The organism is Ralstonia sp. 24A2 (assembly GCF_051783885.1).
Classification (GTDB): Bacteria; Pseudomonadota; Gammaproteobacteria; order Burkholderiales; family Burkholderiaceae; genus Ralstonia.
This window is the reverse complement of record NZ_JBPVZD010000002.1, coordinates 2,074,748-2,099,302: the sequence shown is the minus strand read 5'-3', so window position 1 is coordinate 2,099,302 and position 24,555 is coordinate 2,074,748. Positions and strand designations below refer to the sequence as shown.

At 63.5% G+C, this 24,555-nt stretch carries 25 protein-coding genes; 14 read left to right on the top strand and 11 right to left on the bottom strand.

What is annotated here, in order from left to right:
• The first annotated feature begins 149 nt into the window (after window positions 1–149).
• Both ACS13N_RS14700 and ACS13N_RS14695 read left to right on the top strand, forming a co-directional pair.
• Entirely contained in the window at window positions 150–830 is a 681-nt protein-coding gene (locus tag ACS13N_RS14700) for a response regulator (protein ID WP_438932309.1), read from the top strand.
• Window positions 823–2,226: a sensor histidine kinase gene (locus ACS13N_RS14695; protein ID WP_438932308.1), complete on the top strand. Its 1,404-nt coding sequence runs from the start codon at window positions 823–825 to the stop codon at window positions 2,224–2,226. Before ACS13N_RS14700 ends, ACS13N_RS14695 begins: the two co-directional genes overlap by 8 nt.
• 70 nt (window positions 2,227–2,296) lie before the next feature.
• Here ACS13N_RS14695 and clpB read toward each other — a convergent pair whose 3' ends face one another.
• The 11 genes from clpB to ACS13N_RS14640 all read right to left on the bottom strand — a co-directional run bounded on the left by clpB (window position 2,297) and on the right by ACS13N_RS14640 (window position 12,591).
• Complete coding sequence (clpB, locus tag ACS13N_RS14690) at window positions 2,297–4,885, bottom strand: ATP-dependent chaperone ClpB (RefSeq protein ID WP_438932307.1); 2,589 nt, start codon at window positions 4,883–4,885, stop codon at window positions 2,297–2,299.
• Between the two features lie 82 nt (window positions 4,886–4,967).
• Complete coding sequence (locus ACS13N_RS14685) at window positions 4,968–5,099, bottom strand: hypothetical protein (protein WP_438932306.1); 132 nt, start codon at window positions 5,097–5,099, stop codon at window positions 4,968–4,970.
• Window positions 5,100–5,136: 37 nt separating this feature from the next.
• Window positions 5,137–5,517, bottom strand: coding sequence for a fluoride efflux transporter CrcB (gene crcB, locus ACS13N_RS14680; RefSeq protein ID WP_438932305.1), 381 nt, complete (start codon window positions 5,515–5,517; stop codon window positions 5,137–5,139).
• A gap of 12 nt (window positions 5,518–5,529) precedes the next feature.
• Window positions 5,530–6,051, bottom strand: coding sequence for a molybdenum cofactor biosynthesis protein MoaE (locus ACS13N_RS14675; RefSeq protein WP_438932304.1), 522 nt, complete (start codon window positions 6,049–6,051; stop codon window positions 5,530–5,532).
• A gap of 16 nt (window positions 6,052–6,067) precedes the next feature.
• Window positions 6,068–6,325: a molybdopterin converting factor subunit 1 gene (moaD, locus tag ACS13N_RS14670; protein WP_438932303.1), complete on the bottom strand. Its 258-nt coding sequence runs from the start codon at window positions 6,323–6,325 to the stop codon at window positions 6,068–6,070.
• A gap of 12 nt (window positions 6,326–6,337) precedes the next feature.
• Window positions 6,338–7,597: a molybdopterin molybdotransferase MoeA gene (locus ACS13N_RS14665; protein ID WP_438932302.1), complete on the bottom strand. Its 1,260-nt coding sequence runs from the start codon at window positions 7,595–7,597 to the stop codon at window positions 6,338–6,340.
• Window positions 7,598–7,677: 80 nt separating this feature from the next.
• A complete protein-coding gene (locus ACS13N_RS14660; protein ID WP_438932301.1) occupies window positions 7,678–8,295 on the bottom strand; it encodes a uracil-DNA glycosylase family protein in 618 nt (205 codons plus the stop codon).
• Between the two features lie 4 nt (window positions 8,296–8,299).
• Entirely contained in the window at window positions 8,300–9,745 is a 1,446-nt protein-coding gene (gene thrC, locus ACS13N_RS14655; RefSeq protein WP_438932300.1) for a threonine synthase, read from the bottom strand.
• A gap of 10 nt (window positions 9,746–9,755) precedes the next feature.
• Complete coding sequence (locus ACS13N_RS14650; RefSeq protein ID WP_438932299.1) at window positions 9,756–11,081, bottom strand: homoserine dehydrogenase; 1,326 nt, start codon at window positions 11,079–11,081, stop codon at window positions 9,756–9,758.
• A gap of 90 nt (window positions 11,082–11,171) precedes the next feature.
• A complete protein-coding gene (locus tag ACS13N_RS14645) occupies window positions 11,172–12,413 on the bottom strand; it encodes a pyridoxal phosphate-dependent aminotransferase (RefSeq protein ID WP_438932298.1) in 1,242 nt (413 codons plus the stop codon).
• Window positions 12,379–12,591 carry a hypothetical protein gene (locus ACS13N_RS14640; protein WP_438932297.1) on the bottom strand — a complete coding sequence of 71 codons (213 nt, stop codon included), beginning with the start codon at window positions 12,589–12,591 and terminating at the stop codon, window positions 12,379–12,381. The genes ACS13N_RS14645 and ACS13N_RS14640 overlap by 35 nt, the downstream gene beginning before the upstream one ends.
• Before the next feature lie 92 nt (window positions 12,592–12,683).
• Between ACS13N_RS14640 and ACS13N_RS14635 the strand changes: the two genes are divergently transcribed.
• The 12 genes from ACS13N_RS14635 (at window position 12,684) to ACS13N_RS14580 (ending at window position 24,511) form a co-directional block, all read left to right on the top strand.
• On the top strand, window positions 12,684–13,064 hold the full coding sequence (locus tag ACS13N_RS14635; protein ID WP_438932296.1) for an Mth938-like domain-containing protein: 381 nt from the start codon (window positions 12,684–12,686) through the stop codon (window positions 13,062–13,064).
• A 4-nt stretch (window positions 13,065–13,068) separates the two neighbouring features.
• Window positions 13,069–14,739, top strand: a complete 1,671-nt coding sequence (locus ACS13N_RS14630) for a glycosyltransferase family 39 protein (RefSeq protein ID WP_438932862.1) — start codon at window positions 13,069–13,071, stop codon at window positions 14,737–14,739.
• Between the two features lie 125 nt (window positions 14,740–14,864).
• On the top strand, window positions 14,865–15,236 hold the full coding sequence (locus ACS13N_RS14625) for an EamA family transporter (protein WP_438932295.1): 372 nt from the start codon (window positions 14,865–14,867) through the stop codon (window positions 15,234–15,236).
• Between the two features lie 43 nt (window positions 15,237–15,279).
• Window positions 15,280–16,440 (top strand): DegT/DnrJ/EryC1/StrS family aminotransferase, encoded by a 1,161-nt coding sequence (locus ACS13N_RS14620; protein WP_438932294.1) that lies wholly within the window; start codon window positions 15,280–15,282, stop codon window positions 16,438–16,440.
• The gene (locus tag ACS13N_RS14615) at window positions 16,440–17,435 is read left to right on the top strand and encodes a glycosyltransferase (protein WP_438932293.1); all 996 of its coding nucleotides are present in this window, start codon (window positions 16,440–16,442) and stop codon (window positions 17,433–17,435) included. The genes ACS13N_RS14620 and ACS13N_RS14615 overlap by 1 nt, the downstream gene beginning before the upstream one ends.
• Window positions 17,432–18,361, top strand: a complete 930-nt coding sequence (locus tag ACS13N_RS14610; protein ID WP_438932292.1) for a formyltransferase — start codon at window positions 17,432–17,434, stop codon at window positions 18,359–18,361. The genes ACS13N_RS14615 and ACS13N_RS14610 overlap by 4 nt, the downstream gene beginning before the upstream one ends.
• A gap of 16 nt (window positions 18,362–18,377) precedes the next feature.
• Window positions 18,378–19,436, top strand: coding sequence for a bifunctional UDP-4-keto-pentose/UDP-xylose synthase (locus ACS13N_RS14605; RefSeq protein WP_438932291.1), 1,059 nt, complete (start codon window positions 18,378–18,380; stop codon window positions 19,434–19,436).
• A gap of 22 nt (window positions 19,437–19,458) precedes the next feature.
• The gene (locus tag ACS13N_RS14600) at window positions 19,459–20,352 is read left to right on the top strand and encodes a 4-deoxy-4-formamido-L-arabinose-phosphoundecaprenol deformylase (RefSeq protein ID WP_438932290.1); all 894 of its coding nucleotides are present in this window, start codon (window positions 19,459–19,461) and stop codon (window positions 20,350–20,352) included.
• Between the two features lie 94 nt (window positions 20,353–20,446).
• Window positions 20,447–20,911 carry a peroxiredoxin gene (locus ACS13N_RS14595; RefSeq protein WP_438932289.1) on the top strand — a complete coding sequence of 155 codons (465 nt, stop codon included), beginning with the start codon at window positions 20,447–20,449 and terminating at the stop codon, window positions 20,909–20,911.
• 454 nt (window positions 20,912–21,365) lie between these two features.
• Window positions 21,366–23,084: a PhoH family protein gene (locus ACS13N_RS14590; protein WP_438932288.1), complete on the top strand. Its 1,719-nt coding sequence runs from the start codon at window positions 21,366–21,368 to the stop codon at window positions 23,082–23,084.
• A 130-nt stretch (window positions 23,085–23,214) separates the two neighbouring features.
• Window positions 23,215–23,640 (top strand): hypothetical protein, encoded by a 426-nt coding sequence (locus ACS13N_RS14585; protein WP_438932861.1) that lies wholly within the window; start codon window positions 23,215–23,217, stop codon window positions 23,638–23,640.
• A 151-nt stretch (window positions 23,641–23,791) separates the two neighbouring features.
• The gene (locus ACS13N_RS14580; protein WP_438932287.1) at window positions 23,792–24,511 is read left to right on the top strand and encodes a C40 family peptidase; all 720 of its coding nucleotides are present in this window, start codon (window positions 23,792–23,794) and stop codon (window positions 24,509–24,511) included.
• Window positions 24,512–24,555 lie beyond the last annotated feature (44 nt).

Genomic DNA, 24,555 nt, shown 5'->3' with positions numbered 1-24,555 from the left:
ATACATGCGTGTTGATGTTCTGCGCATCCGTTCTATGCGGATGCGGTCGCCATGCTACGCAAGCATGCTGCAGTGCAACCTGAATTCTTCTTCAGGAAAACGCATCGTTCACGTTGCTAGAATCCCGCCGTCCTGTGAGCCTCCATCCGATGAACATCCTGCTGATCGAAGACGACCGCAAAGCCGCCCGCCTGCTGGCCAGGGGCCTTGAAGAGGAAGGCTTTGAGGTGGCAGTGGCACACGCGGCGGAAGAGGCCGAACCGCTGGTCCGGTCCGCCGACCTGGTCATCCTCGACTGGATGCTGCCGGGCAAACAAGGTGTGACGTTATGTGCGGAGTTGCGCGAGCGTGACATCCAGACCCCGATCCTGATGCTGACCGCACGGGATGCGCATGCTGACCGGATCGCTGGCCTCAATACCGGCGCCGACGACTATCTGACCAAGCCCTTCGTGTTTGACGAACTGCTGGCCCGTGTGCGCGCCCTCTTGCGGCGGGCAAAGCTGGCGCCGTTGCCCGTGCTCGCCATTGGCGACCTGCGGCTCGAACCGGGCACGCGCTCCGTCACACGCGCAGACCGCGCCATCGATGTCACACCCAAGGAGTACGCCCTGCTGGAGCTGCTGATGCGCCATGCCGGTGAGGTGGTCAGCCGCGCCCAACTCGCTGAGCACATCTGGCACGCCGATCTCATTGCCATCGACAATCTGATCGACACGCATATGAAAAACCTGCGTCGCAAGATTGACCCGCCGGGCCTGCCAACGCTCATCCAGACGGTGCGTGGACAAGGTTTTCGCCTGAGCGCACAAACGCATTCCCATGTTTAGCTTTCAGCGCCGCCTGATCCTTGCGCACTGGGCTGTGATCGTCGTGATCGTGACCGGTGTGGCATCCGCTGCATGGTGGGAGCTCTCGCGTATCGCCCATCTGCAACTGGATGCCGCGCTGCTGGCGCTGGCAGAAACCGAAGCCGGCATGCTGCTGGGCAGCAACGGGCAACCTGTCCGCGTGCACGAAAAGCCCGCCGGCACGGCGCCGCCCTCGCTGGTGCGCCTGGACCGCCTGGTACAGATCGTCGATGCGCAGGGCGGCGTGCTCGCGCGCAGCGCCAATCTGGGCACGACCCGCCTGCCATCGTCTCCGGTATTGCTCGGCCGTCTCGCCCAAGGCGAAACGGTATTCGAGACCTTGCAGAACTTCAGCGAGGAGCCGCTGCGCATGGTGTCGCTGCCCGTGCATACCGAACCCGGTGCGCCGCCCTTGGTCATCCAGGTTGCCGGATCGCTCGATGACGTCAATCGAATCCTGGACTCGGCCGTCGTGCTGTTCGTCGGCCTGGCTGCTGCGCTGCTGCTGGCCGTTGGCACGGCGGGTGCCATGCTCACGCAACGGGTCTTTCGCGCCATCGACAACGTCGTGAAGCAGGCCCGCAGGATTGGCGACAACAACCTCGACGAGCGCCTGCCCCACCCCGGCACGTCCGACGATATCGGCAAGCTCGTGGATACGCTCAACGACATGCTCGACCGCCTCGAACACGCCTTCGACATGCAGCGCCGCTTCACGGCCGACGCCTCGCACGAGCTGCGCTCTCCGCTCTCGCGCTTGCGCACCGAGCTTGAGGTGACGTTGCGGCGCGAGCGCAGCCACGAAGAGTACGTCGAGACCCTGCACTCCTGCGTGGAAGAAGTCGGACGGCTCACGCAGATGGTGGAAGAACTGCTGATGCTCGCGCGTCTGGATGCCGGCCATGACCAGGGCATGCAGGAAGCCGTACCTGTCATTGAACTTGTACAGGCGTGCGTCAAGCGTGTCACCCCAGCTGCCCAGGATCGCGGCATCGTCCTGGCCACACAAGCGGGCGCGAATCAGCCCATCCGGATCGCGCGTGCCCCGGCAACCCTGGCCCTGAGCAATCTGCTGGACAACGCCGTCAAGTTTTCGCCGGCGGGCACCACGGTCGAGATCGCCTGGTCTGCCGAGCATGGCGATGCCGTCCTCCAGGTCAGCGACCATGGCCCCGGTATTCCCCCTGCCGAACTGCCGCACATCTTCGAGCGCTTCTACCGTGGCGCGCGTGTGCGGGCGAGTGAGACACCGGGTACAGGTCTTGGGTTGGCGCTTTCACAGGCCATCGTGCAGGCGCACGGCGGGCGCATCGACGCGGCAAATGCTCAGAAAGGCGGCATGATTTTCCGCATCAGCCTGCCTCGCATCACCTGATAACACGTTGAAGGCATAAAAAAAGCCCGTCTTCGCAAGACGGGCTTTCTCAAACACCACGTTGCACGGCTCAGTGCACCACGCGCTCGAAGGTGAAGTGGTCATCGCGATAATCCACCGGCACCACATCCTTGGGCGAGTACTTGCCCTCCAGGATCATCCGCGCGACCGGGTTCTCGATCTGCTGCTGAATCGCCCGCTTCAGCGGACGCGCCCCAAACACTGGGTCGTAGCCCGCCGAGGCCAGCTTGGCCACCGCAGGATCGGTGATCTCCAGCGTCAGGTCCATGTGCGCCAGACGTGCCGCCAACCGCTTGAGCTGGATGCGCGCGATCGACTCGATGTTGCTCTGGTCGAGCGAGTGGAACACCACCACCTCGTCGATCCGGTTCAGGAACTCGGGGCGGAAATGCGTCTTCACTTCCTGCCAAACCGCGCCCTTCACCACGTCAAACGGCTCACCCGTCATCGACTGGATCAACTGCGAGCCGAGGTTGGACGTCATCACGATCACCGTGTTCTTGAAGTCCACCGTGCGGCCCTGGCCATCCGTGAGTCGGCCATCGTCCAGCACCTGCAGCAGCACGTTGAAGACATCCGGGTGGGCCTTCTCGACTTCATCCAGCAACACCACGCTGTACGGCTTGCGGCGCACGGCTTCGGTCAGGTAACCGCCTTCCTCATAGCCGACGTAGCCCGGAGGCGCGCCGATCAAACGGCTCACGGAATGCTTCTCCATGAACTCGCTCATGTCGATGCGGATCAGATGCTCTTCCGAATCGAACAGGAAGCCGGCCAGCGCCTTGCACAGCTCGGTCTTGCCGACACCCGTCGGGCCCAGGAACAGGAACGAGCCGTACGGCTTGTTCTCGTCCGCAATGCCGGCGCGTGAACGGCGGATGGCATCCGACACCAAACGCACGGCCTCGTCCTGGCCGACCACGCGCTCGTGCAGGCGGTCTTCCATCTTGAGCAGCTTCTCGCGCTCGCCGGTCATCATCTTCGACACGGGAATGCCCGTGGCGCGGCTGACGACTTCGGCAATCTCTTCGGCACCCACCTGCGTACGCAGCAGCTTGTTCGGCTGCTTCTGGCCAGCGGTCTCGGCATCGGTCGCGGCCTTCAGCTTGCCCTCCAGTTCGGGCAGCTTGCCGTATTGCAGCTCGGCCACCTTGTCGAACTTGCCTTCGCGCTGCAGCTTGGTGATCTCGAGCTTGATCTTGTCGATCTCCTCCTTGAGCACTGCGGTGCCCTGGGCTGCGCCCTTCTCGGCTTTCCAGATTTCATCCAGATCGGCGTATTCCTTCTGCAGCCGTACGATTTCCTGCTCGATCAGCTCCAGACGCTTCTGCGAGGCATCGTCGGTTTCCTTCTTGACGGCTTCGCGCTCGATCTTGAGCTGGATCAGGCGACGATCGAGCTTGTCCATCACCTCGGGCTTCGAGTCGATTTCCATCTTGATGCGTGCGGCCGCTTCGTCGATCAGGTCGATGGCCTTGTCCGGCAGGAAGCGGTCGGTGATATAGCGGTGGCTGAGTTCAGCCGCGGCTACAATCGCCGGGTCGGTGATCTCCACGCCGTGGTGCAGTTCGTACTTCTCTTGCAGGCCACGCAAGATGGCGATGGTCGCCTCCACGCTCGGCTCATCCACGAGCACCTTCTGGAAGCGGCGCTCCAGCGCGGCATCCTTCTCGATGTACTTGCGGTACTCATCCAGCGTGGTCGCGCCGATGCAGTGCAGCTCGCCGCGCGCCAGTGCGGGCTTGAGCATGTTGCCGGCATCCATCGCGCCTTCAGCCTTGCCCGCGCCCACCATGGTGTGGATCTCGTCGATGAAGAGGATGGTCTGGCCCTCTTCCTTGGCGATGTCGTTGAGCACGGCCTTCAGGCGTTCTTCGAACTCGCCGCGGTACTTGGCGCCGGCCAGCAGGCCCGCCATGTCCAGCACCAGCACGCGCTTGCCCTTCAGGCTTTCCGGCACTTCTTCATTGACGATGCGCTGCGCCAGCCCTTCGACGATGGCCGTCTTGCCCACGCCCGGCTCGCCGATCAGCACCGGGTTGTTCTTGGTACGACGTTGCAGGATCTGGATGGCACGGCGGATTTCGTCGTCGCGGCCGATGACCGGGTCGAGCTTGCCGATCCGGGCCATCTCGGTCAGGTCGATGGTGTACTTCTTGAGCGCCTCGCGCTGGCTTTCAGCCTCGGCGCTGCCGACGGTCTGGCCGCCGCGTACAGCGTCGATGGCGGATTCCAGTGCCTTGCGTGCCAGGCCATGCTCGCGTGCAATGCGACCGGCCTCGCCCTTGTCATCAGCGGCGGCCAGCAGGAACAGCTCGCTGGCGATGAACTGGTCGCCACGCTTGATGCCTTCTTTCTCGGTTTGCTGCAGCAGGCTGCCCAGGTCACGGCCGACCTGTACCTGTTCGCCCCCCTGCACCTGCGGCAGGTGCTTGATGGCACGGTCCAGCGCCGTATCCAGCGCACCCGTGTTGACGCCCGCGCGGGCCAGCAGGTTCTTGGTGGCCCCATCCGGCTGGCGGAGCATCGCCAGCAGCAGGTGGATCGGTTCGATGTACGGATTGTCGTTGCCCAGCGCCAGGCTCTGCGCGTCGGCCAGCGCTTCCTGGAAGCGGGTGGTCAGTTTGTCCAAACGCATGTAAAACCCCTTGCGGAAATTATTCACTTGTTCCGAAAGATAGGGAGCTTCGGTGGCATTTCAAGCACCGAATCGCCGGTTTTCATGCAGATTTGCGCCAGCGCAAACGGCGGCGCACCAGCCGGTCGCGCTGCTGCCCCAAGTGCACGGGAATCGTCTTGCCGAGGGTGCCCACGGGGCTCAGGATCGCCGCACCGCGGCCTGTGCGCCGCATGTCATGTGAAGCGGGCTGCCCATGCGAACGACGCCGATTAACTGAACGTACGCACCGTCCAGAGACCTAGCATCGTGAGGAAGAGCGAGCCGCCCAGATGCGCCACGATGTGCAGTGCACCGATGACGTAGTCGCCGGCCAGGATATTGGCGACGACCTCGCTGGAAAACGTGGAGAACGTCGTCAGGCCGCCCAGGAAACCGGTAATGGCAAAGAGGCGCCATTCCGGTGGCAACCCGACATGCGTATCGAAAAAGCCGACCGCCACGCCAATCAGATACCCGCCCACCAGATTGGCGGCCAGCGTGCCGTATGGCAACGCCGGATTGATCGCGTTCCACAACACAGCAAACCCCCAGCGCAGCCAGGCCCCCAACGCAGCGCCCACCCCGACTGCCAGAAAGCCCATTCCGCCCATGCGGTCGCGTCCTTATTCGTAGTCGTTGGGTTGCGCCGATGCGCCGGACGGATTAGCCGTGCTTGCCGCGGCATTGGTGGTGGTGATGCCCCAGCGGGCGAGCGCCTTGTCGTCGGTCACGCGGGCGTCGACCCAGCGTGCGCCAGCGGGCGTCTGCTCCTTCTTCCAGAACGGCGCCTCGCTCTTGAGGTAATCCATGATGAATTCACACGCGGCGAAGGACTCGCCACGATGTTTAGAGGCCACCGCCACCAGCACAATCTGATCTTCCGGCTTGAGCTTGCCGACGCGGTGGATGACCAGCGCATCGATCAGCTCCCAGCGCTGCATGGCCGCGCTCACGATGTTGGCGAGCGCCTTCTCGGTCATGCCGGGATAGTGCTCCAGCTCCATCTCCGACACGCCTGAGCCGTCGTTGATGTCGCGCACGGTACCGATGAAACTGGCCACCGCGCCAATGTTCGGGCGACCTGCGCGGAGTGCGGCAATCTCGGCGCCGAGATCAAAGTCGGCCTCCTGCACGCGGACGGACATGGTCACTCTCCTGTGCTCAGCCGCCAGTCACGGGCGGGAAAATTGCGACTTCACAGCCCTCATGCAGCGCAGTCTCAGCCGGTAGGATCTGGTGGTCCAGCGCCATGCGCAACGCACGGCCTTGGGCCAGCGTTTCACTCCACACGGGGCCGCGCTGCGCCAACCACTGGCGCACGTCGCCCAAGGTGCGGACAGTGTCCGGCACGATCACCACCTCTTGCGAGGTCCCCAGTTGCTCGCGCACGCTGGCAAAGAAACGCAGCTCGATCTGCATGGCCATCGCTCCTTACACCAAGCTCGCAAACGGGAGGAAGCTGACGACATCGCCCTGCGCGATCGGCTGGTTGGGCGGGTTGTCGATCAGCCCATCGCCCCACACGGTGGAGGTCAGCACGCCGGAGCTTTGATTCGGGAACAGGTCCAGCCCGCCGTTGGCGTTGATGCGCGCGCGCAGGAACTCGTTGCGGCGATCGCCCTTGGCCAACGTAAAGTCGGCGCGCATCGGGATGCGCTTCGGGGCCACTTCGGTCACACCCTGCAGGCGCAGGATGAACGGCCGTACAAACAGCAGGAACGTCACGAAGCTCGACACAGAATTGCCCGGCAGACCGAGGAAGAACGCGGTCGGCCCGCCCACCATGCCTTCAGGCCGGCGCACCTCGCCAAAGGCCAGCGGCTTGCCCGGCTTGATGGCGATCTGCCACATGTTCAGGCGCCCTTCGGCTTCCACGGCGGGCTTGATGTGGTCTTCCTCGCCCACTGACACACCACCGGAGGTGATGATCAGGTCGTGCGCCTCGGCAGCTTCGCGCAGCGTGTCGCGCGTGGCCTGCAGCGTGTCGGGCACGATGCCGAAATCGGTGATCTCGCAGCCGAGGTTTTCGAGCAGCGCGCGCAGCGTGAAGCGATTGGAGTTGTAGATGGCGCCAGGCTTGAGCGGCTCGCCGGGCATGGCGAGTTCGTCGCCGGTAAAGAACACAGCCACGCGCGGGCGGCGCACCACCTGCAGGTTGGCGCAGCCGACGGAAGCTGCCAGGCCCAGTTGCTGTGCACCAAGGCGCGTGCCGCGCGACAGGATTTCAGCACCATCGGCGATGTCCTCGCCAGCGCTGCGGATCCATTCGCCGGATTCGGGCACGTGGTCGATGGTGACAGTGCCAGTGTCGGGATCGGCCTTGCATTGCTCCTGCATGACCACGGCATCCGCGCCCGGCGGGATCATCGCGCCAGTAAAGATGCGCGCCGCTTCGCCCGCATTCAGCGGCTGGCCGACGTGGCCGGCAGGAATACGCTGCGCTACCTTCAGGCGCGTGCCCGGGGCGGTGATGTCGGCTGCGCGCACAGCGTAGCCGTCCATCGACGTATTGTCGGCCGGCGGTACGTTGAGGCTGCTGTGCACGGCCTGCGCGAGGATGCGGCCATTGGCGTGCAGCGTCGGCACGGATTCGGTGTCATGCAGAACACGCGCGGCGGCAAGCAGTTGCGACAGCGCCGCATCGAGCGTCAGCAAGGACGGTTTGACGGCGGGAGCATCGTTGGCGGACATGCGGAATGGGAAAACGAAATCGAAAAGGAGATTTCGATTGTATCGGTTCCAGGCCGATGCCATGCATCAGCCCAGACGTATCAGGCGAATGCGTTCGCGAGTGCCGTCCGCATCGCCGGCACGATGCTCTCGTCGAACCACGGGTTGTGCTTGAACCAGGCCAGATTTCGCGGGCTCGGGTGCGGCAACGGGAACAGCACACGGCCCTCACCGTCCTGCACAGGCCCATTGCGGACCACATCGGTGAGCGACCAGTCGCGTGGCACGTCAAGGTAGTAACGCTGCGCGTAGGTGCCGACCAGTAGCGTGAGCTTCACTTCGGGCAGCGCCGTCAGCAAAGGGCGATGCCATTTCGGTGCGCATTCGGGGCGCGGCGGCAGATCGCCATTCGCACCGGTGCCAGGAAAGCAGAAACCCATCGGCACCACGGCGATGCGCTTGTCGGCGTAAAAATCGTCGTATTCAATTTGCAGCCACTGGCGCAGGCGATCGCCCGAGCGGTCATTCCAGGGGATGCCGGTTTCGTGGACGATGCGCCCCGGCGCCTGCCCGATGATCAGCACGCGGGCGCGACGGTCCGCCGCGACGACGGGGCGAGGCTCGTGCGCGAGCGCGCCCTTGCACTCGCGGCAGGCACGGATGTCGCGCAGGCAACGCGTGAACGCTGCCTCGGCTACGTCATCCGGCACTGCTGCCATGGGCTTACAGGCCCGTGTGCTGGGCGATGTAGCCCTTGATGCGGTCGGCATCCGCAGGCATGACTTCGAAACGCTGCGGCAGCGATTCGATGTCGGCGTAACCGGCCGGGCGCTCCGGCTCGCGGTCCAGCGCCTCACGAATGGTGTCGCCGAACTTGGCCGGCAACGCCGTTTCCAGCACCACCATCGGCACGCCGGGCGTCAGATTTTCGCGCGCCACCTTCACGCCGTCGGCGGTGTGGGTGTCGATCATCGTGCCGTAGGTGGCAAACACATCGCGGATCGTGTCGACGCGGTCTTCGTGCGAACTGCGGCCCGAGACGAAACCGAACTCGGCGATGCGGTCGAACTCCGGCTTGCCGGTCATCGAGAAACCGCCCTTCTCGTCCACGTCGCGGAAGAGTTGCGCAAGACGCGCCGGGTCACGGCCCAGCAGGTCGAACACGAAGCGCTCGAAGTTCGACGCCTTGCTGATGTCCATGCTCGGGCTGGACGTGTGGTACGTCTGCGCGGCAGAACGCACGCGGTAGGTGCCGGTGCGGAAGAACTCGTCGAGCACGTCGTTCTCGTTGGTGGCCACCACCAGCTTGTCGATCGGCAAACCCATCATGCGGGCGATGTGGCCCGCGCAGACGTTGCCGAAGTTGCCCGACGGCACGCAGAACGACACCTTGTCGCCAATCTTCGGGGCGGCCAGCAGGTAGCCCTTGAAGTAGTACACGACCTGGGCGACGACACGCGCCCAGTTGATCGAGTTGACCGTACCGATCTTCTGGCGGGCCTTGTACTCGTGATCGTTGGACACCGCCTTGACGATGTCCTGCGCATCATCGAACACGCCTTCGATGGCGATGTTGAAGATGTTCGCGTCTTGCAGACTGAACATCTGCGCGGTCTGGAACGCGCTCATCTTGCGGTGCGGGCTCAGCATGAACACGCGCACGCCGCGCTTGCCGCGCATGGCGTATTCGGCCGCGCTGCCGGTATCGCCGGAAGTGGCGCCCAGGATGTTCAGCTCAGCGTGCTCGCGGTCAAGTGCGTATTCGAACAGATTGCCCAGCAACTGCATCGCCATGTCCTTGAAGGCCAGCGTCGGGCCGTTGGACAGGCACAGCAGCGACAGTTGCGTGCCGCCTTCTTCGCCCAGCTTGTGCAGCGGCGTGATGTCGGCGGCGTTGTCGCCCTGGCGCGTGTTGCAGTAGACCTCGGGCGTGTAGGTGCGGCGGACCAGCGTGCGCAGGTCGCCTTCCGGGATGTCGGTCGCGAACTTGCGCAGAATTTCGAAAGCCATGTCCGCATACGGCAGGTCGCGCCAGCGGGTCAGCTCTTCGACGCTGACTTGCGGGTACTGCTCGGGCAGGTACAGGCCGCCGTCCGGCGCCAGGCCACCCAGCAGGATGCGGGAAAAGCTCTGCGGCTCTGCGTGGCCGCGGGTCGATCGGTATTGCATGCTCATGGCCTCAGTTCAGTTCTTCCATGCGGATGCGCTTGACCTTCGACAGCACGGTCGGCAGCGCTTCGATGGCGGCAATGGCACCGTTCACGTGTTTCTCAACGGCCGTGTGCGTCAGCATGATGATGTCGGTCTGCGGCTGCGGCTCGCCCTCGCGCGATTCCTTCTGCAGCATCGCGTCGATCGAGATACCGGTCTTGGCCAGGATCTGCGTGATGTCGGCCAGCACACCCGTCTGATCGGCCACGCGGATGCGCAGGTAATAGCTCGAACGCACTTCGTCGATCGGCAGCACCGGCGTGTCGGACAGCGCGTCCGGCTGGAAGGCCAGATGCGGCACGCGGTGTTCCGGGTCAGCGGTGTGCAGGCGCGTCACGTCCACCAGATCGGCAACGACGGCCGATGCGGTCGGCTCGGCGCCAGCACCCTTGCCGTAGTACAGCGTCGGGCCCACGGCGTCGCCGTTGACGACCACGGCGTTCATCGCGCCTTCCACATTGGCGATCAGACGCTTGGCCGGCACCAGTGTCGGGTGCACGCGCAGCTCGATGCCCGCTTCAGCGCGACGCGTGATACCCAGCAGCTTGATGCGGTAGCCGAGTTCTTCTGCGTAGCGGATGTCGACGGCTTCCAGCTTGGTGATGCCTTCCACATACGCGCGCTCGAACTGCACCGGCACGCCAAAGGCGATGGCGCTCATGAGCGTGAGCTTGTGCGCGGCGTCGAAGCCCTCGATGTCGAAGGTCGGATCGGCTTCGGCATAGCCCAGGCGCTGGGCTTCCTTCAACACGGTATCGAAGTCCAGACCCTTGTCGCGCATCTCCGACAGGATGAAGTTCGTGGTGCCGTTGATGATGCCGGCGATCCACTCGATGCGGTTGGCCGTCAGGCCCTCGCGCAGCGCCTTGATGATGGGGATGCCGCCGGCCACGGCTGCCTCGAACGCCACCATCACGCCCTTGTCCTGCGCGGCCTTGAAGATCTCGTTGCCATGCACGGCCAGCAGCGCCTTGTTGGCGGTGACGACATGCTTGCCGTTGGCGATGGCGCGCAGCACCAGCTCGCGCGTCAGGTCATAGCCGCCGATCAGCTCCACCACGATATCGATCTCGGGCGAATCCACCACGGCAAACGGGTCGTTGACCACGGGCACGGTCGCACCGGCTTCTTGCACAATGGCGCGTGCCTTTTCGACGTTACGCACGGCAATCATGGCGACTTCAATGCCGCGACCCGCGCGACGACGGATTTCTTCCTGGTTCCGTTGCAGAACCTTGAGCGTACCGCCACCGACGGTACCGAGCCCGAGCAGGCCGATCTTGATGGGATTCATGGGACGTATCGTTAAAACTGAAAGGCAAAAAACAGACAGGGCAGACACTTCGGTCTGCCCCGCAATAACTGATCTGGCGGATGACCGATGTTATGCGGCCCGGATGCCAGTACCGTGACGCTGACGGTACCGCTCCAGGAAGCGCGAAATTCGGCCAATCGCTTCACGCAGGTCGTCTTCGTGCGGCAGGAAGACGATGCGGAAGTGGTCCGGCGAGTGCCAGTTGAAGCCCGTGCCCTGCACCAGCAGCACACGCTCTTCTTCCAGCAACTGACGGATGAATTGCTGATCGTCTTCGATCGGGTACACAGCCGGATCGAGGCGCGGGAACATGTACAGCGCAGCCTTGGGCTTCACGCAGGTCACGCCCGGGATAGCAGTAATCAGCTCGTGTGCCAGATCGCGCTGGCGACGCATGCGGCCGCCCGGCGCCACCAAGTCTTTAATGCTCTGATAGCCACCCAGCGCGGTCTGGATCGCCCATTGGCCCGGCACGTTGGCGCACAGGCGCATCGACGACAGCATATTCAGGCCTTCGATGTAGTCCTTGGCCGGGCGCTTGTCGCCGGACACGACCATCCAGCCCGCACGGTAGCCGCACGAGCGGTAGCTCTTCGACAGGCTGTTGAACGTGATCGTCAGCACATCTTCCGACAGCGAACCGAGGGCCGTGTGCTTGTTGTCGTCAAACAGGACCTTGTCGTACACCTCGTCGGCGAAGATCACCAGGCCGTGCTCGCGCGCAATGGCAATGATGCCGCGCAGCAGCTCGTCGGAATACAGTGCACCGGTCGGGTTGTTCGGGTTGATGACGACGATGCCCTTGGTGTTGGGCGTGATCTTGGCGCGGATGTCGTCCAGATCCGGCATCCAGCCGTTGGACTCATCGCAGTAGTAATGCACTGGCGTGCCGCCCGAGAGGCTGGTCACCGCAGTCCACAGCGGGTAGTCGGGCGCCGGCAGGAGCAGCTCGTCGCCCTGATCGAGCAGCGCGTTGGTCGCCAGCGAAATCAGCTCCGATGCGCCATTGCCTAGGTAGATGTCATCCAGCGTGACGTTCTTGATGCCCTGCTCTTGCGTGTAGTGCATCACCGCCTTGCGCGCCGCGAAGATGCCCTTGGAATCCGAATAACCGGCCGAGTTCGGCAGGTTGCGGATCATATCCAGCTGAATCTCTTCTGGGGCATCGAAGCCGAACGGGGCCAGGTTGCCGATGTTCAGCTTGATGATCTTGTGGCCGTCTTCTTCCATCTGCTTGGCCTTCTCGAGCACGGGGCCGCGAATGTCATAGCAGACGTTATTGAGCTTGGCGGATTTCTGAATCGTTTTCACGGGCGATGTCGAGCGGGCTTGGATTGCGGATGATTTTGTAATGCAGCAAGGCGGCGAGGGTGGCGCCACTTGCGCGGCAAGCGCTGCGCTCTTCCTTACCAGACGTCGCTTGTGGCGCGGCGGGCAAAGGAGAGAAAAAGATATAATTTAGCCCATTATGACAGACTTCGGCGGGCATTTTTGCAACGCAGCGAGATCGCCCCGGCAGTCTGAAACCTAGCGCCCTGCTGCTGTGTGCGCCGCAGCCATTGCGCCTGATGGGATTCCGCCTTGAAGCTCCATTCCTCTGATCCGACCACCGTTCTCAATACCGTCACCGCTTATGGCGACGGCTATATCGAAATCAACAAGGTGCGCTACGAGCATTCGGTGCTCGTCATGCCCGAAGGGGCCGTCGTGCCGTGGGATGTCGCGCGCTTTGAAGACCTCACGCCCGAGCACTTCGCCCGCCTGCTGGAGCTGGGTGCGGAGGTGGTCGTATTCGGCACCGGCAACAAACTGCGCTTTCCGCACCCGCGCCTGACCGCGCCGCTCACCGAGAAGCGCATCGGCGTGGAGGCGATGGACCTGCAGGCCGCAGGCCGCACCTACAACATCCTGATGCTGGAAGGCCGCAAAGCGGCGGCCGCATTGCTGATTGAGCGCGCCTGACCGCATGCCGATCGACCGCTCTGCCAACGCGCCCGCCCTGCCCTGGCGCAATGCCTCCCTGTGGCTGCTGGCCGCTGCCTTTCTGGCCGTCTGGTTGGGCACGCTGGGCTACCGCCACCTGATCCCCACCGACGAAGGCCGCTACGCCGAAATCGCCCGCGAGATGTTCACCACGGGCGACTGGGTGACTATCCGCTACAACGCCCTGAAGTATTTCGAGAAGCCGCCGCTGCAGATGTGGGGCACTGCGCTCGCCTACACGCTGTTCGGCGTCGGCGACTGGCAGGCGCGGCTGTTCACTGCGTTGTCGGGCGTCGCCGGCCTCGTTTTCACGATGCTGGCGGCAGCGCGCTGGTGGGGCAAGCGAACCGCCGTCATCACCGGGCTGGTCCTGGTGAGTGCGCCGATGTGGAATGTGGGTGCGCATTTCAATTCGCTCGACATGGGTGTAGCCGGCTGCATGACGATGGCGCTGGCCGCCCTGCTGTTGGCGCAACACCCGCAGGCCACGCGCAGCCAGCAACGCAACTGGATGTGGGTCTGCTGGGCGTCGATGGCGCTGGCGGTGCTGAGCAAAGGCCTGATCGGGGTGGTGCTGCCGGGCTTCGTGTTGGTGGTCTACACGCTCGTCGCACGTGATTGGGCACTGTGGAAGCGGTTGCACCTGGTGACGGGGCTGATTGTCTTCTTTGCCGTGGGTGCACCGTGGTTCGTGCTGATTTCTGCACGCAACCCTGAATTTGCGTGGTTCTTCTTCGTGCACGAGCACTTCCAGCGCTTCACCTCCACCGTACACAATCGCAACGCGCCGCTCTGGTACTTCGTACCGCTGCTGCTGGCGGGCTTCCTGCCGTGGCTCGCACAACTACCGGGCGCCGCACGCCTGACCTTCGCCCGTGGTGAAGCGGCCGCCAATGGCTTCCGGCCCACTCTCATGCTTGGTTTGTGGGCCATCCTGATCTTCGCGTTTTTCAGCATTTCCGACTCGAAGCTGCCGGGCTATATCTTCCCGATCATCCCGGCGCTGGCGGTCCTGGCTGCGCTGGTATTGGAAAACACCAGCGAACGTGCCTGGCGCTGGCAACTCAAGGCCTTCCTGGCGCTGGCCGTGGTCGGCCTGGCGGCGAGCGGCTATGTCGCAACGATGTCGTCGGACATGTACCCGAATGCCGTATTTTTGCGTTTTGGGGCGTTCTTGGCGGTGGCCTTCGCTGCAGGAGCCGTTTTTACGTGGCTGGCACTGCGCTTTGCAGACAAGCGCTTCGAGAGTCTCATCGCGTTCGCCTGCGCGTGGTTCCTGACGTTTACGACCGCCCTGCTCGGCCATGAGGCATTCGGACGCTCGATGTCGGGGATCGATCTCGCCCCGGCCGTCAAGCCGTGGCTGAAGCCGGGCGTGCCGTTCTATGCGGTGGAGCGGCTGGACCATACAATGCCGTTTTACCTCGGCACGCCAACCACGATGGTGCAGCAACCCGATGAGCTGGCCTTCGGCATCGAGCAGGAACCGGCCAAGTGGATTCCAACCACTGAGGCCTTCGTGGCCCGCTGGAAGGAAGGCGGCCAGGCCGTCGCCATGATGGGGCCGGGTACGTACGACCGGCTGGCGACCCAGGGGGTGCCGATGACCGTGATCGCCCGCGATGCCCGCCGCGTGATCGTGCGGCGCAACTAGGTGCCACCGGCTTGCCACTATTCGGCCCCTCCGAAAGGGGCGTGCAAGCGGAATTGTCGTAACATGCGCCCCGGCGGCAAAGTCACGGGGAAACCGCCGCAGTCGGTCAAACATCAAAACAACACATGAATCTGGTCACTTTCGGGCTGATCCTGACGGGCGTCATGCTCAATGCCTGCGCCCAACTGCTGCTCAAGGCGGGCGTCAACAACATCGGCCGCTTTGCGTTTTCGGCCGAGAACATCCTGCCGGTCGGCATCAAGCTTGCAACACAACTGCCCATCATCGGCGGATTGTCGTGCTACGTGATTTCCGTGGTGGTGTGGATCCTCGGGCTGTCGCGCGTGGATGTGACCATTGCGTATCCGATGCTTTCGCTGGGCTACGTGGTCAATGCCTTCCTGGCGTGGTATCTGTTTGGCGAAGTGCTGTCGATCCAGCGCCTGGTCGGCATCGCCATCATCCTCGTCGGTGTGCTCGTGCTGGCCCGCTCGTAAGCGGCTTGGCCTCCTCATCCTATTTAAGTCCGCATTTGCCACAATGACGCAAACCAACGCCACAGCAGAACAACCGTTCCTGCCCTTCGTGCGCCCGGCCATTGACGAGGCGACCATCGCCGCGGTGGCCGATGTGCTGCGCTCGGGCTGGATCACCTCGGGCCCCAAGGTTGCGGCGTTCGAAGCCGCGCTGTCGGAATACTTCGGCGGCCGCATCGTGCGCACGTTCGCCAACGGCACGGCCACGATGGAAGTCGCGCTGCGCATCGCGGGCATCGGCCCCGGCGATGAGGTCATCACCACGCCGATCTCGTGGGTGGCCACCTCCAACGTGGTGCTGACGGTTGGCGCCAAGCCGGTCTTCGTCGACATCGACCCAGTCACGCGCAATATCGATCTGGACAAGGTCGAAGCCGCCATCACACCGCGCACGAAAGCGATCATCCCGGTCTACCTGTCCGGCCTGCCCGTCGACATGGACCGCCTGTACGACATCGCCCGCCGCCACAAGCTGCGCGTGGTGGAAGATGCCGCGCAGGCCATCGGCTCGCGCTGGGGCGACAAGCGCATCGGTGAGATTGGCGACTTGGTCAGCTTCAGCTTCCAGGCCAACAAGAACATCACCACCATCGAAGGTGGCGCGCTCGTGCTGAACACGCCTGAGGAAGCCGTGCTGGCCGAGAAGTACCGCCTGCAGGGCGTCGTGCGCACTGGCTTCGACGGCATGGAAGTCGATCTGGTCGGCGGCAAATTCAACCTGACGGATGTCAATGCGGCGATTGGCCTGGGCCAGTTCGCCCAGCTTGAAGCCGTGACTGCACGCCGCGCCGCACTCGCCCGACGCTACTTTGCCGCCATGCGCGCCGCCGACATCGAATCGTTCGGCGTCGAGCTGCCGGTGGAAGATTTCACGACCACCAACTGGCACATGTTCCAGATTGTGCTGCCGCTGGATCGCCTGAAGGTCGATCGCGCCGGCTTCATGGCCGGCCTGAAGGCGCTGGGCATCGGCGCGGGCGTGCACTATCCGCCTATCCATCTGTTCAAGCTTTATCGTGAACTAGGCTGGAAGCCGGGTATGTTCCCGGTGGCAGAACGCATTGGCCGCGCTATCGTCACGCTGCCGATGTTCGCCGGCATGGAAGATTCTGACGTGGATCGCGTGGTCAGCGCGGTCCGCCAACTTTGCACCCAATACCAATAATGAAGACACCCGCTCTCTCGGTCGTCATTCCTGTCTACAACGAAGAAGACGGACTCGCCGCGCTGTTTGCGCGCCTGTATCCCGCGCTCGATGCACTGGGCATTTCGTACGAAGTCGTGTTCGTCAATGACGGCAGCCGCGACCGTTCGGCTGCCATGTTGGCCGAGCAGTTCCGCGCCCGCCCGGACAGCACGCGCGTCGTGCTGTTCAACGGCAACTACGGCCAGCACATGGCCATCCTGGCAGGCTTTGAGCATGCGCGCGGCGAACGCGTGGTCACGCTCGACGCCGACCTGCAGAACCCGCCGGAAGAAATCGGCCGCCTGGTCGAAAAGCTCGATGAAGGCTACGACTACGTCGGCACCATCCGGCGCGTGCGCCAGGACAGTTGGTTCCGCCGCACCGCATCGCGCGCCATGAACTCGCTGCGCGAGCGCATCACACACATCAAGATGACCGACCAGGGCTGCATGCTGCGCGCCTACAACCGGACCATCGTCGACACCATCAACCGTTGCCGCGAAGTCAACACCTTCATCCCGGCGCTGGCCTACACGTTCAGCAAGAACCCGACCGAAATCGAAGTCGATCACGAAGAACGCTTTGCCGGCGAGTCGAAATACTCGCTGTACAAGCTCGTGCGCCTGAACTTCGACCTGGTGACGGGCTTCTCGGTCGTACCGCTGCAGTGGTTCTCGGCGATCGGCATGCTGCTGTCGCTGGCCTCGGCCATCCTGTTCATCCTGCTGGTAGTGCGCCGCTTCGTGCTGGGCGCGGAAGTCCAAGGCGTATTCACGCTGTTCGCCATCACGTTCTTCCTGATGGGCGTGCTTCTGTTTGGCATCGGCCTGCTGGGCGAGTACATCGGCCGCATCTATCAGCAGGTGCGGGAGCGCCCGCGCTATTTGGTGCAAGGCGTGCTGGAAGACACGCCCCACCTGCACGAAGCCGGCCCGGCAGACCTGAAGAACAGCTCGCAGCGAGGTGTGGCATGACACGCCGTGCTGTCGTCTTTGCGTATCACAACGTCGGCGTGCGCTGTCTGCGCGTGCTGGCTGCGCGTGGCATTCAGGTCGAACTCGTCGTCACGCATGAGGACAACGCCGCCGAGAACATCTGGTTTGGCAGCGTGCGCGCCACAGCACAGGAACTGGGCATCCCCTTCATCACGCCGGACAATGCAAACGGTGAAGACCTGCGCGCCCGGATCGCGGCCATCGCGCCGGATTTCATTTTTTCGTTCTACTACCGGCACATGATCCCGATGTCGCTGTTGGGCCTCGCCAAGTTCGGCGCGTTCAATATGCACGGTTCATTGCTGCCGAAATACCGCGGCCGCGTGCCCATCAACTGGGCCGTCCTGAACGGCGAAACCGAAACCGGCGCCACCCTGCACGAAATGGTCGAGAAGCCGGACGCCGGCTACATCGTCGACCAGACCATCGTGCCGATCCTGCCGGACGATACGTCACACGAAGTGTTCGAGAAGGCCACCGTAGCCGCCGAGCAAACCTTGTGGCGTGCACTGCCCGCGATGATTGCCGGACAGATTCCGCAGCACCCCAACGTGCTCGCCAACGGCAGCTATTTCGGCGGCCGCAAGCCCGAAGACGGCCGCGTCGACTGGACCAAACCGGCCCAGCAGGTCTACAACCTGATCCGTGCCGTCGCGCCGCCCTACCCCGGCGCTTTCACCGATGCCGGCAGCGAACGCTACATCGTTGCGCGTGCCCGTCTGGCGCATCAAACCTTCACGAATTTGCCCCCGGGCTTGCACGTCGTGGATAATGCGATGTTCGGCGTGTGCGGCGATGGGGGAGCCATCGCCATCCACGAGCTCTGGCGCGTCGATCCCAATGCTGCCGGCGGCACGTCCGTCGTGACCGCGCAGCAGCTCGCCAGCCAGCTTGCCATCTCCTGATCTTGAGTTTGCCTTCATGAAAAAAGTACTGATCCTCGGCGTCAACGGCTTCATCGGCCACCACCTGTCCAAGCGCATCCTGGAGACCACCGACTGGGAGGTCTACGGCATGGACATGCAGACCGAGCGTCTGGGCGACCTGGTCAACCACCCGCGCATGCACTTCTTCGAGGGTGACATCACCATCAACAAGGAGTGGGTCGAGTATCACGTGAAGAAGTGCGACGTGATCCTGCCGCTGGTGGCCATCGCCACGCCGTCGACGTACGTCAAGGACCCGCTGCGCGTGTTCGAGCTGGACTTCGAAGCCAATCTGCCGATCGTCCGTTCGGCCGCCAAGTACAAGAAGCACCTGGTCTTCCCGTCGACCTCCGAGGTCTACGGCATGTGCAGCGACTCGGAATTCGATCCGGAAGCCTCGTCGCTGGTCTACGGTCCGATCAACAAGCCGCGCTGGATCTATGCTTGCTCCAAGCAGCTGATGGACCGCGTGATCTGGGGCTACGGCATGGAAGGCCTGAACTTCACGCTGTTCCGCCCGTTCAACTGGATCGGCCCAGGCCTGGACTCGATCTACACCCCGAAGGAAGGTTCGTCGCGCGTTGTGACGCAGTTCCTCGGCCACATCGTGCGCGGCGAGAACATCAAGCTCGTCGACGGCGGCAGCCAGAAGCGCGCCTTCACGTACATCGATGACGGCATCGACGCGCTGGTGCGTATCATCGCCAACAAGGATGGCGTGGCTTCGGGCAAGATCTACAACATTGGCAACCCGTCGAACAACTACTCGGTGCGCGAGCTGGCCAACATGATGCTGGAACAGGCCGCCAAGATCGACGAGTACAAGGACAGCGCCAAGCAAGTCCAACTGGTGGAAACCACCTCCGGCGCTTACTACGGCAACGGCTACCAGGACGTGCAGAACCGCGTGCCGAAGATCGCCAACACCATGGACGAACTCGGCTGGAAGCCGACCACCACAATGCAGGACGCGTTGGCGAACATCTTCGAAGCGTATCGCATGCACGTGGCCGACGCCCGCAGCCTGGTCGAAGAAGGCAACGGCAACAAGTAAGAAGCAACACCCGCGCAGGTCCATGGCTCTCATCGTTCTCAAGATCGACGTCGACACCCTGCGCGGCACCCGCGAAGGCGTGCCCAATCTCTCGCGCATGCTGCGTGAGCACGAGGCAGGCGCGACCTTCCTCTTCAGCCTCGGGCCGGATCACACCGGCTGGGCGCTGCGCCGGGCGTTCCGCCCCGGTTTCCTGAAGAAAGTTTCGCGTACGTCCGTGGTCGAGCACTACGGCCTGCGCACGCTGATGTACGGCGTGCTGCTGCCCGGCCCCGACATCGGCCGCAAAGCTGCCGCAGAGATGCGCGCCATTGCCGAAGCAGGCTTCGAGACCGGCATCCACACGTGGGACCACGTTCTCTGGCAAGACAACGTCCGCGAGCGCGATGCTGCCTGGACGGCCCGCCAGATGGGCGCTTCGCACAAACGTTTTGCTGAGATCTTCGGTCACGCGCCTGTTACGCACGGCGCTGCCGGCTGGCAGATGAATGACCACGCCTTCCGCCAGATCGACGCCTGGGGCATGGCCTATGCCTCTGACGGCCGTGGCACGCATCCGTACGTCCCAAGCATCGATGGCCAGGCGCTGAATCATGTCCAGCTGCCGACCACGTTGCCCACGCTGGATGAACTCGTCGGCGTGGATGACCTGACGACAGAAACCGTCGCCCGGCACATCCTGAAGATGACCGAATCCGACCGCGACCAGGTATTCACCTTGCATGCGGAGCTTGAAGGGCAGAAACTCGCCCCGATCTTCCGCGAGCTGCTGCAAGGCTGGCGCGCGCAAGGCCATCGGCTGGCATCGATGGGCGACTACTACGCGACGCTCGATCGCAGCACCCTGCCCGTACAGCCGGTCACGTGGGGCGAAGTTGCCGGCCGCAGCGGCAGCCTGATCGTTCAGCCGGCCTGACCCACGGATCACCGACTCAGCGGCGGGCGCCATGTTTCAGCGTTGCCCGCCCCCGAGTTTCCCGTCTCTCTCCGCGGTTTTCCGGAACACCACCATGCCCGTCTCTCTCGACAAGCCTCTTCCCGATTTCTCCGCACCGGCCACCAGCGGCATCACGTTCTCGCCGGCGTCGCAGCATGGCAAGATCGTCGTGCTGTACTTCTACCCGAAGGACAACACGCCCGGCTGCACCACCGAAGCAATGAACTTCCGCGACCAGTACGACGCCTTTGAGGCCGCCGGCGCCGTGGTGTTTGGCATCTCGCGCGATAGCTTGAAGTCGCACGAGAACTTCAAGGCCAAGCTAGAGATGCCGTTCGAGCTGATCTCCGACACCGACGAAGCCGTCTGCAACCTCTTCGACACCATCAAGATGAAGAAGATGTACGGCAAGGACGTACGCGGCATCGAGCGCAGCACATTCCTGATCGACAGCAAGGGCGTGCTGCGCAAGGCGTGGCGCGGCGTGAAGGTGCCCAACCACGTGGACGAGGTTCTGACGGCGGTGCGAGCGCTGTAACCAGTCGCGCACGAAAGCGCCGCGTAGGGCACGCTGGCGCTTGCTTTTGTGCCAGTTTCGTGTCGCTCGTTGGACTAGTTAATGCGACACCACACGTCACATGTGACAGATTGCAAATCACAAAAGCTTCCGATACAGTCGGAACCAATGAGTACGAAATCCGGATGCCATTCCGATTGCCCACGACGGTACCGGCGGCCAAGTTGGCCTGATACCGCATCGGCGTTTTCCCCCGCAACCAGGCTGGGCAGAACGTCCGAATCGTGCAACTTGTTGTGGCGCTCATTGTGGTACTCGCCCAGGCCGCCCCACCTCCTGCAGGTCATGGCGGCTTTTTTGTGGCCGTCGTCCGTGCGACGTGCGCGCCCATCCCTCAGCGTTTTCCATCAGCATCGCCTCGCCATGAGCGAGCGCGGTGTTTCGTCGTTGTTCCCTCCAGAGAGGTAATCGAAGCATGCCGCTGCCGACCATGCCCACCCAGCCAGCCCAATTGCTAGACCCGGCTGAATTCAAGCCTTTCGGCAAAGCCGGAAAGCCGAAGGCGGGTCAGGAACCTCGAAAACCGGTGCCCGCGCTGGAGCGCGAGGCGCTGTCCGAAACCGGCCGTGCACAACCCAAGCGCAGCACGGCCCGCGCCCGCTCGGGCGAAGCTTCACCGATGGCGAAAGAAGACACCCGCCAGCGCCCGACCGTCGTCGCCAAGACTGTCGACAAGGTGCCCGCATCCGACAAATCGACCGAAACCGCCACCCGCCGCCGTGCCCGCCGCGACGACGGCCCGACCAAGCTGTTCGTGCTCGACACCAACGTGCTGATGCACGATCCGTCGTCCCTCTTCCGCTTTGAAGAACACGACGTCTATCTGCCGATGATGACGTTGGAAGAGTTGGACAACCACAAGAAGGGCATGAGCGAAGTCGCGCGCAACGCCCGTACGGTCAGCCGCACGCTCGACCAGTTGGTTGCCGGCACGGACGGCGTGATGGACGACGGCCTGCCGCTCGAGAAACTCGGCAACCGCGATGCGCAAGGCCGCCTGTTCTTCCAAACGCGTCTGAACGACATCAAGCTGCCCGACGGCCTGCCGCAAGGCAAGGCGGACAACCAGATCCTGGGCGTGGTAGCCGCGCTGCAGCAGCAGCGGCCGGATCGCCATGTCGTGCTGGTGTCGAAAGACATCAACATGCGGATCAAGGCGCGCGCCCTCGGCCTGCCGGCAGAGGATTATTTCAACGACCGCGTGCTGGAAGACACCGACCTGCTCTACAGCGGTGTGATGGCCCTGCCAACCGACTTCTGGCAGAAGCACGGCAAGAACATCGAGAGCTGGCAGGACCCGAAGACGGGCACGACGTTCTACCGCCTGTCGGGCCCGCTGGTGCCGTCGTTCCTGGTCAACCAGTTCGTCTTCCTTGAGCCGAATGACGGTAGCCTGCCGCTCTACGCGCAAGTCAGAGAGCTGAACGGCAAGACCGCCGTACTGCAGACGCTCAAGGACTACACACACCAGAAGAACAACGTCTGGGGCGTGACTGCGCGCAACCGCGAGCAGAACTTCGCGCTGAACCTGCTGATGCATCCAGAGGTGGACTTCGTCTCGCTGCTTGGCCAGGCCGGCACGGGCAAGACGCTGCTGGCGCTGGCCGCAGGCCTGGAGCAGGTGCTGGACCAGAAGCTTTACAACGAAATCATCATCACGCGCGCTACGGTGCCCGTGGGTGAAGACATCGGCTTCCTGCCCGGCACGGAAGAAGAAAAGATGCAGCCGTGGATGGGTGCCTTCGACGACAACCTCGAAGTTCTGCAGAAGTCCGACGACAACGCCGGTGAATGGGGCCGCGCCGCCACGCAGGAGCTGATCCGCTCGCGCATCAAGGTCAAGAGCATGAACTTCATGCGCGGCCGCACCTTCGTCAACAAGTTCCTCATCATCGACGAGGCACAGAACCTGACGCCCAAGCAGATGAAGACACTGGTCACGCGTGCGGGCCCAGGCACCAAGATCATCTGCCTGGGGAACATCGCGCAGATCGACACGCCGTACCTGACGGAAGGCTCGTCCGGCCTGACCTACGTGGTGGATCGCTTCAAGGGCTGGAGTCACAGCGGTCACATTACGCTGGCGCGCGGCGAGCGTTCGCGACTCGCGGATCACGCGTCCGACGTGCTGTAACCGTCTCCCTGCCACCGCCCTGCGGCAGTTCCACTCGCCGCAAACCGCTGTGCCACAAGGCCGCGCTATTGCGCGGCCTTTTTCTTGCTGCGTACTCGTTGCCGATCATTCACCCGCCGGAGGCTCGATGATGTTCATGCAACGAAATCCGCAGTTCCGTACGCGCTCGACACTCCCCTGGGTCGCGCTGGCGATGCTGTTGTCCGCCGGCGCGTCTACCGCGTTTGGCAACAACCTCACGCCGCAGACCGCCGGTCAGATCAGCTACGTCTGTGGTGGCGTTGCCCAGGATGAACAACAAGCCTTGAACGCCGAAGCGCACAACTACAACCTGTCCCTGTTGTTTACGCAGGGGCCGAGCGGCGAATACCTCGCCGACGTTGACGTTCAAATCACCCGACACGGCAAGGAAGTCGCAAGCTTCCGCGCCGATGGGCCGCGTTGTCTGATCAAGGCCCCACCGGCTAGCTACAACGTCATCGCCACCTACCAGGGCACCACCAAGCGTGCCACGGTGCAGACAGGCAGCACGCGCAGCGTGCAGTTGCGCTGGTAACACTGCCCGCAAACCGCGACGCCATCGGGGCAAATTCCGTAGACCCGCGCCCCGCTTGGCGTTGCGCCTCACCAACACGCCATCCGGCCTGGTTTGGCTTTATGGCGCCGAGCGCATAGCATGCGAGCTATCCGGACTTTCCTGATGGCGCATGCTGACGCGGCACAGCTTTCCTCATGGCGACACCCGACTGGCAGGCGCCGCCCTGCTGGCGCTGGTGTGCCTGCTGTCCGCCTGTTCATCGACGCCCACACGCTCCACCGCCTCGCGCGACACTACCGGGCTGCGCACGCGCGGCGCCACGATCAACGATCCGAGCGCAGGGCTGGAAGAAATCTCCATTGAAGCGATGGCGCTGGTCGGTACACCGTACCGTTACGGCGGCAATACGCCCGACACCGGCTTTGATTGCAGCGGACTTGTCCGCTACGTCGTACAGCGTGCTGCCTCCGTCAACCTGCCCCGTACTGCCTCGGAAATGGGCCGTCGCGGCACAGCGCTGGAGCGTCGCGACGTGGCCTCGGGCGACCTCGTCTTCTTCAACACCACCGGCCAACCGAACTCGCACGTCGGCATCTACGTCGGCCAGAACCGCTTTGTGCATGCGCCGGCGACTGGCGGCACAGTGCGCCTGGAAGACATGACCAAATCGTACTGGGCACGCCGTTACATGGGCGCGCGCCGCGTAGTGGCCGTCAGCAACCTGCCGGATGAGCCTGCCCCCGCAGCCTCGCCGATCCCCGTCACGCTGCCCGCACCGGCGCGGACGATTGATGACGACCCGCTTGGCGCCCTGGCCCGCGCGCGCAACACACCCACCGCCGCCATACCCGTAGACGACGACCCCATCGCCCGTTTCGCGACGCAATAACGCATTGGCAATCCAAAAGCAAAACGCCCACCGATTTGGTGGGC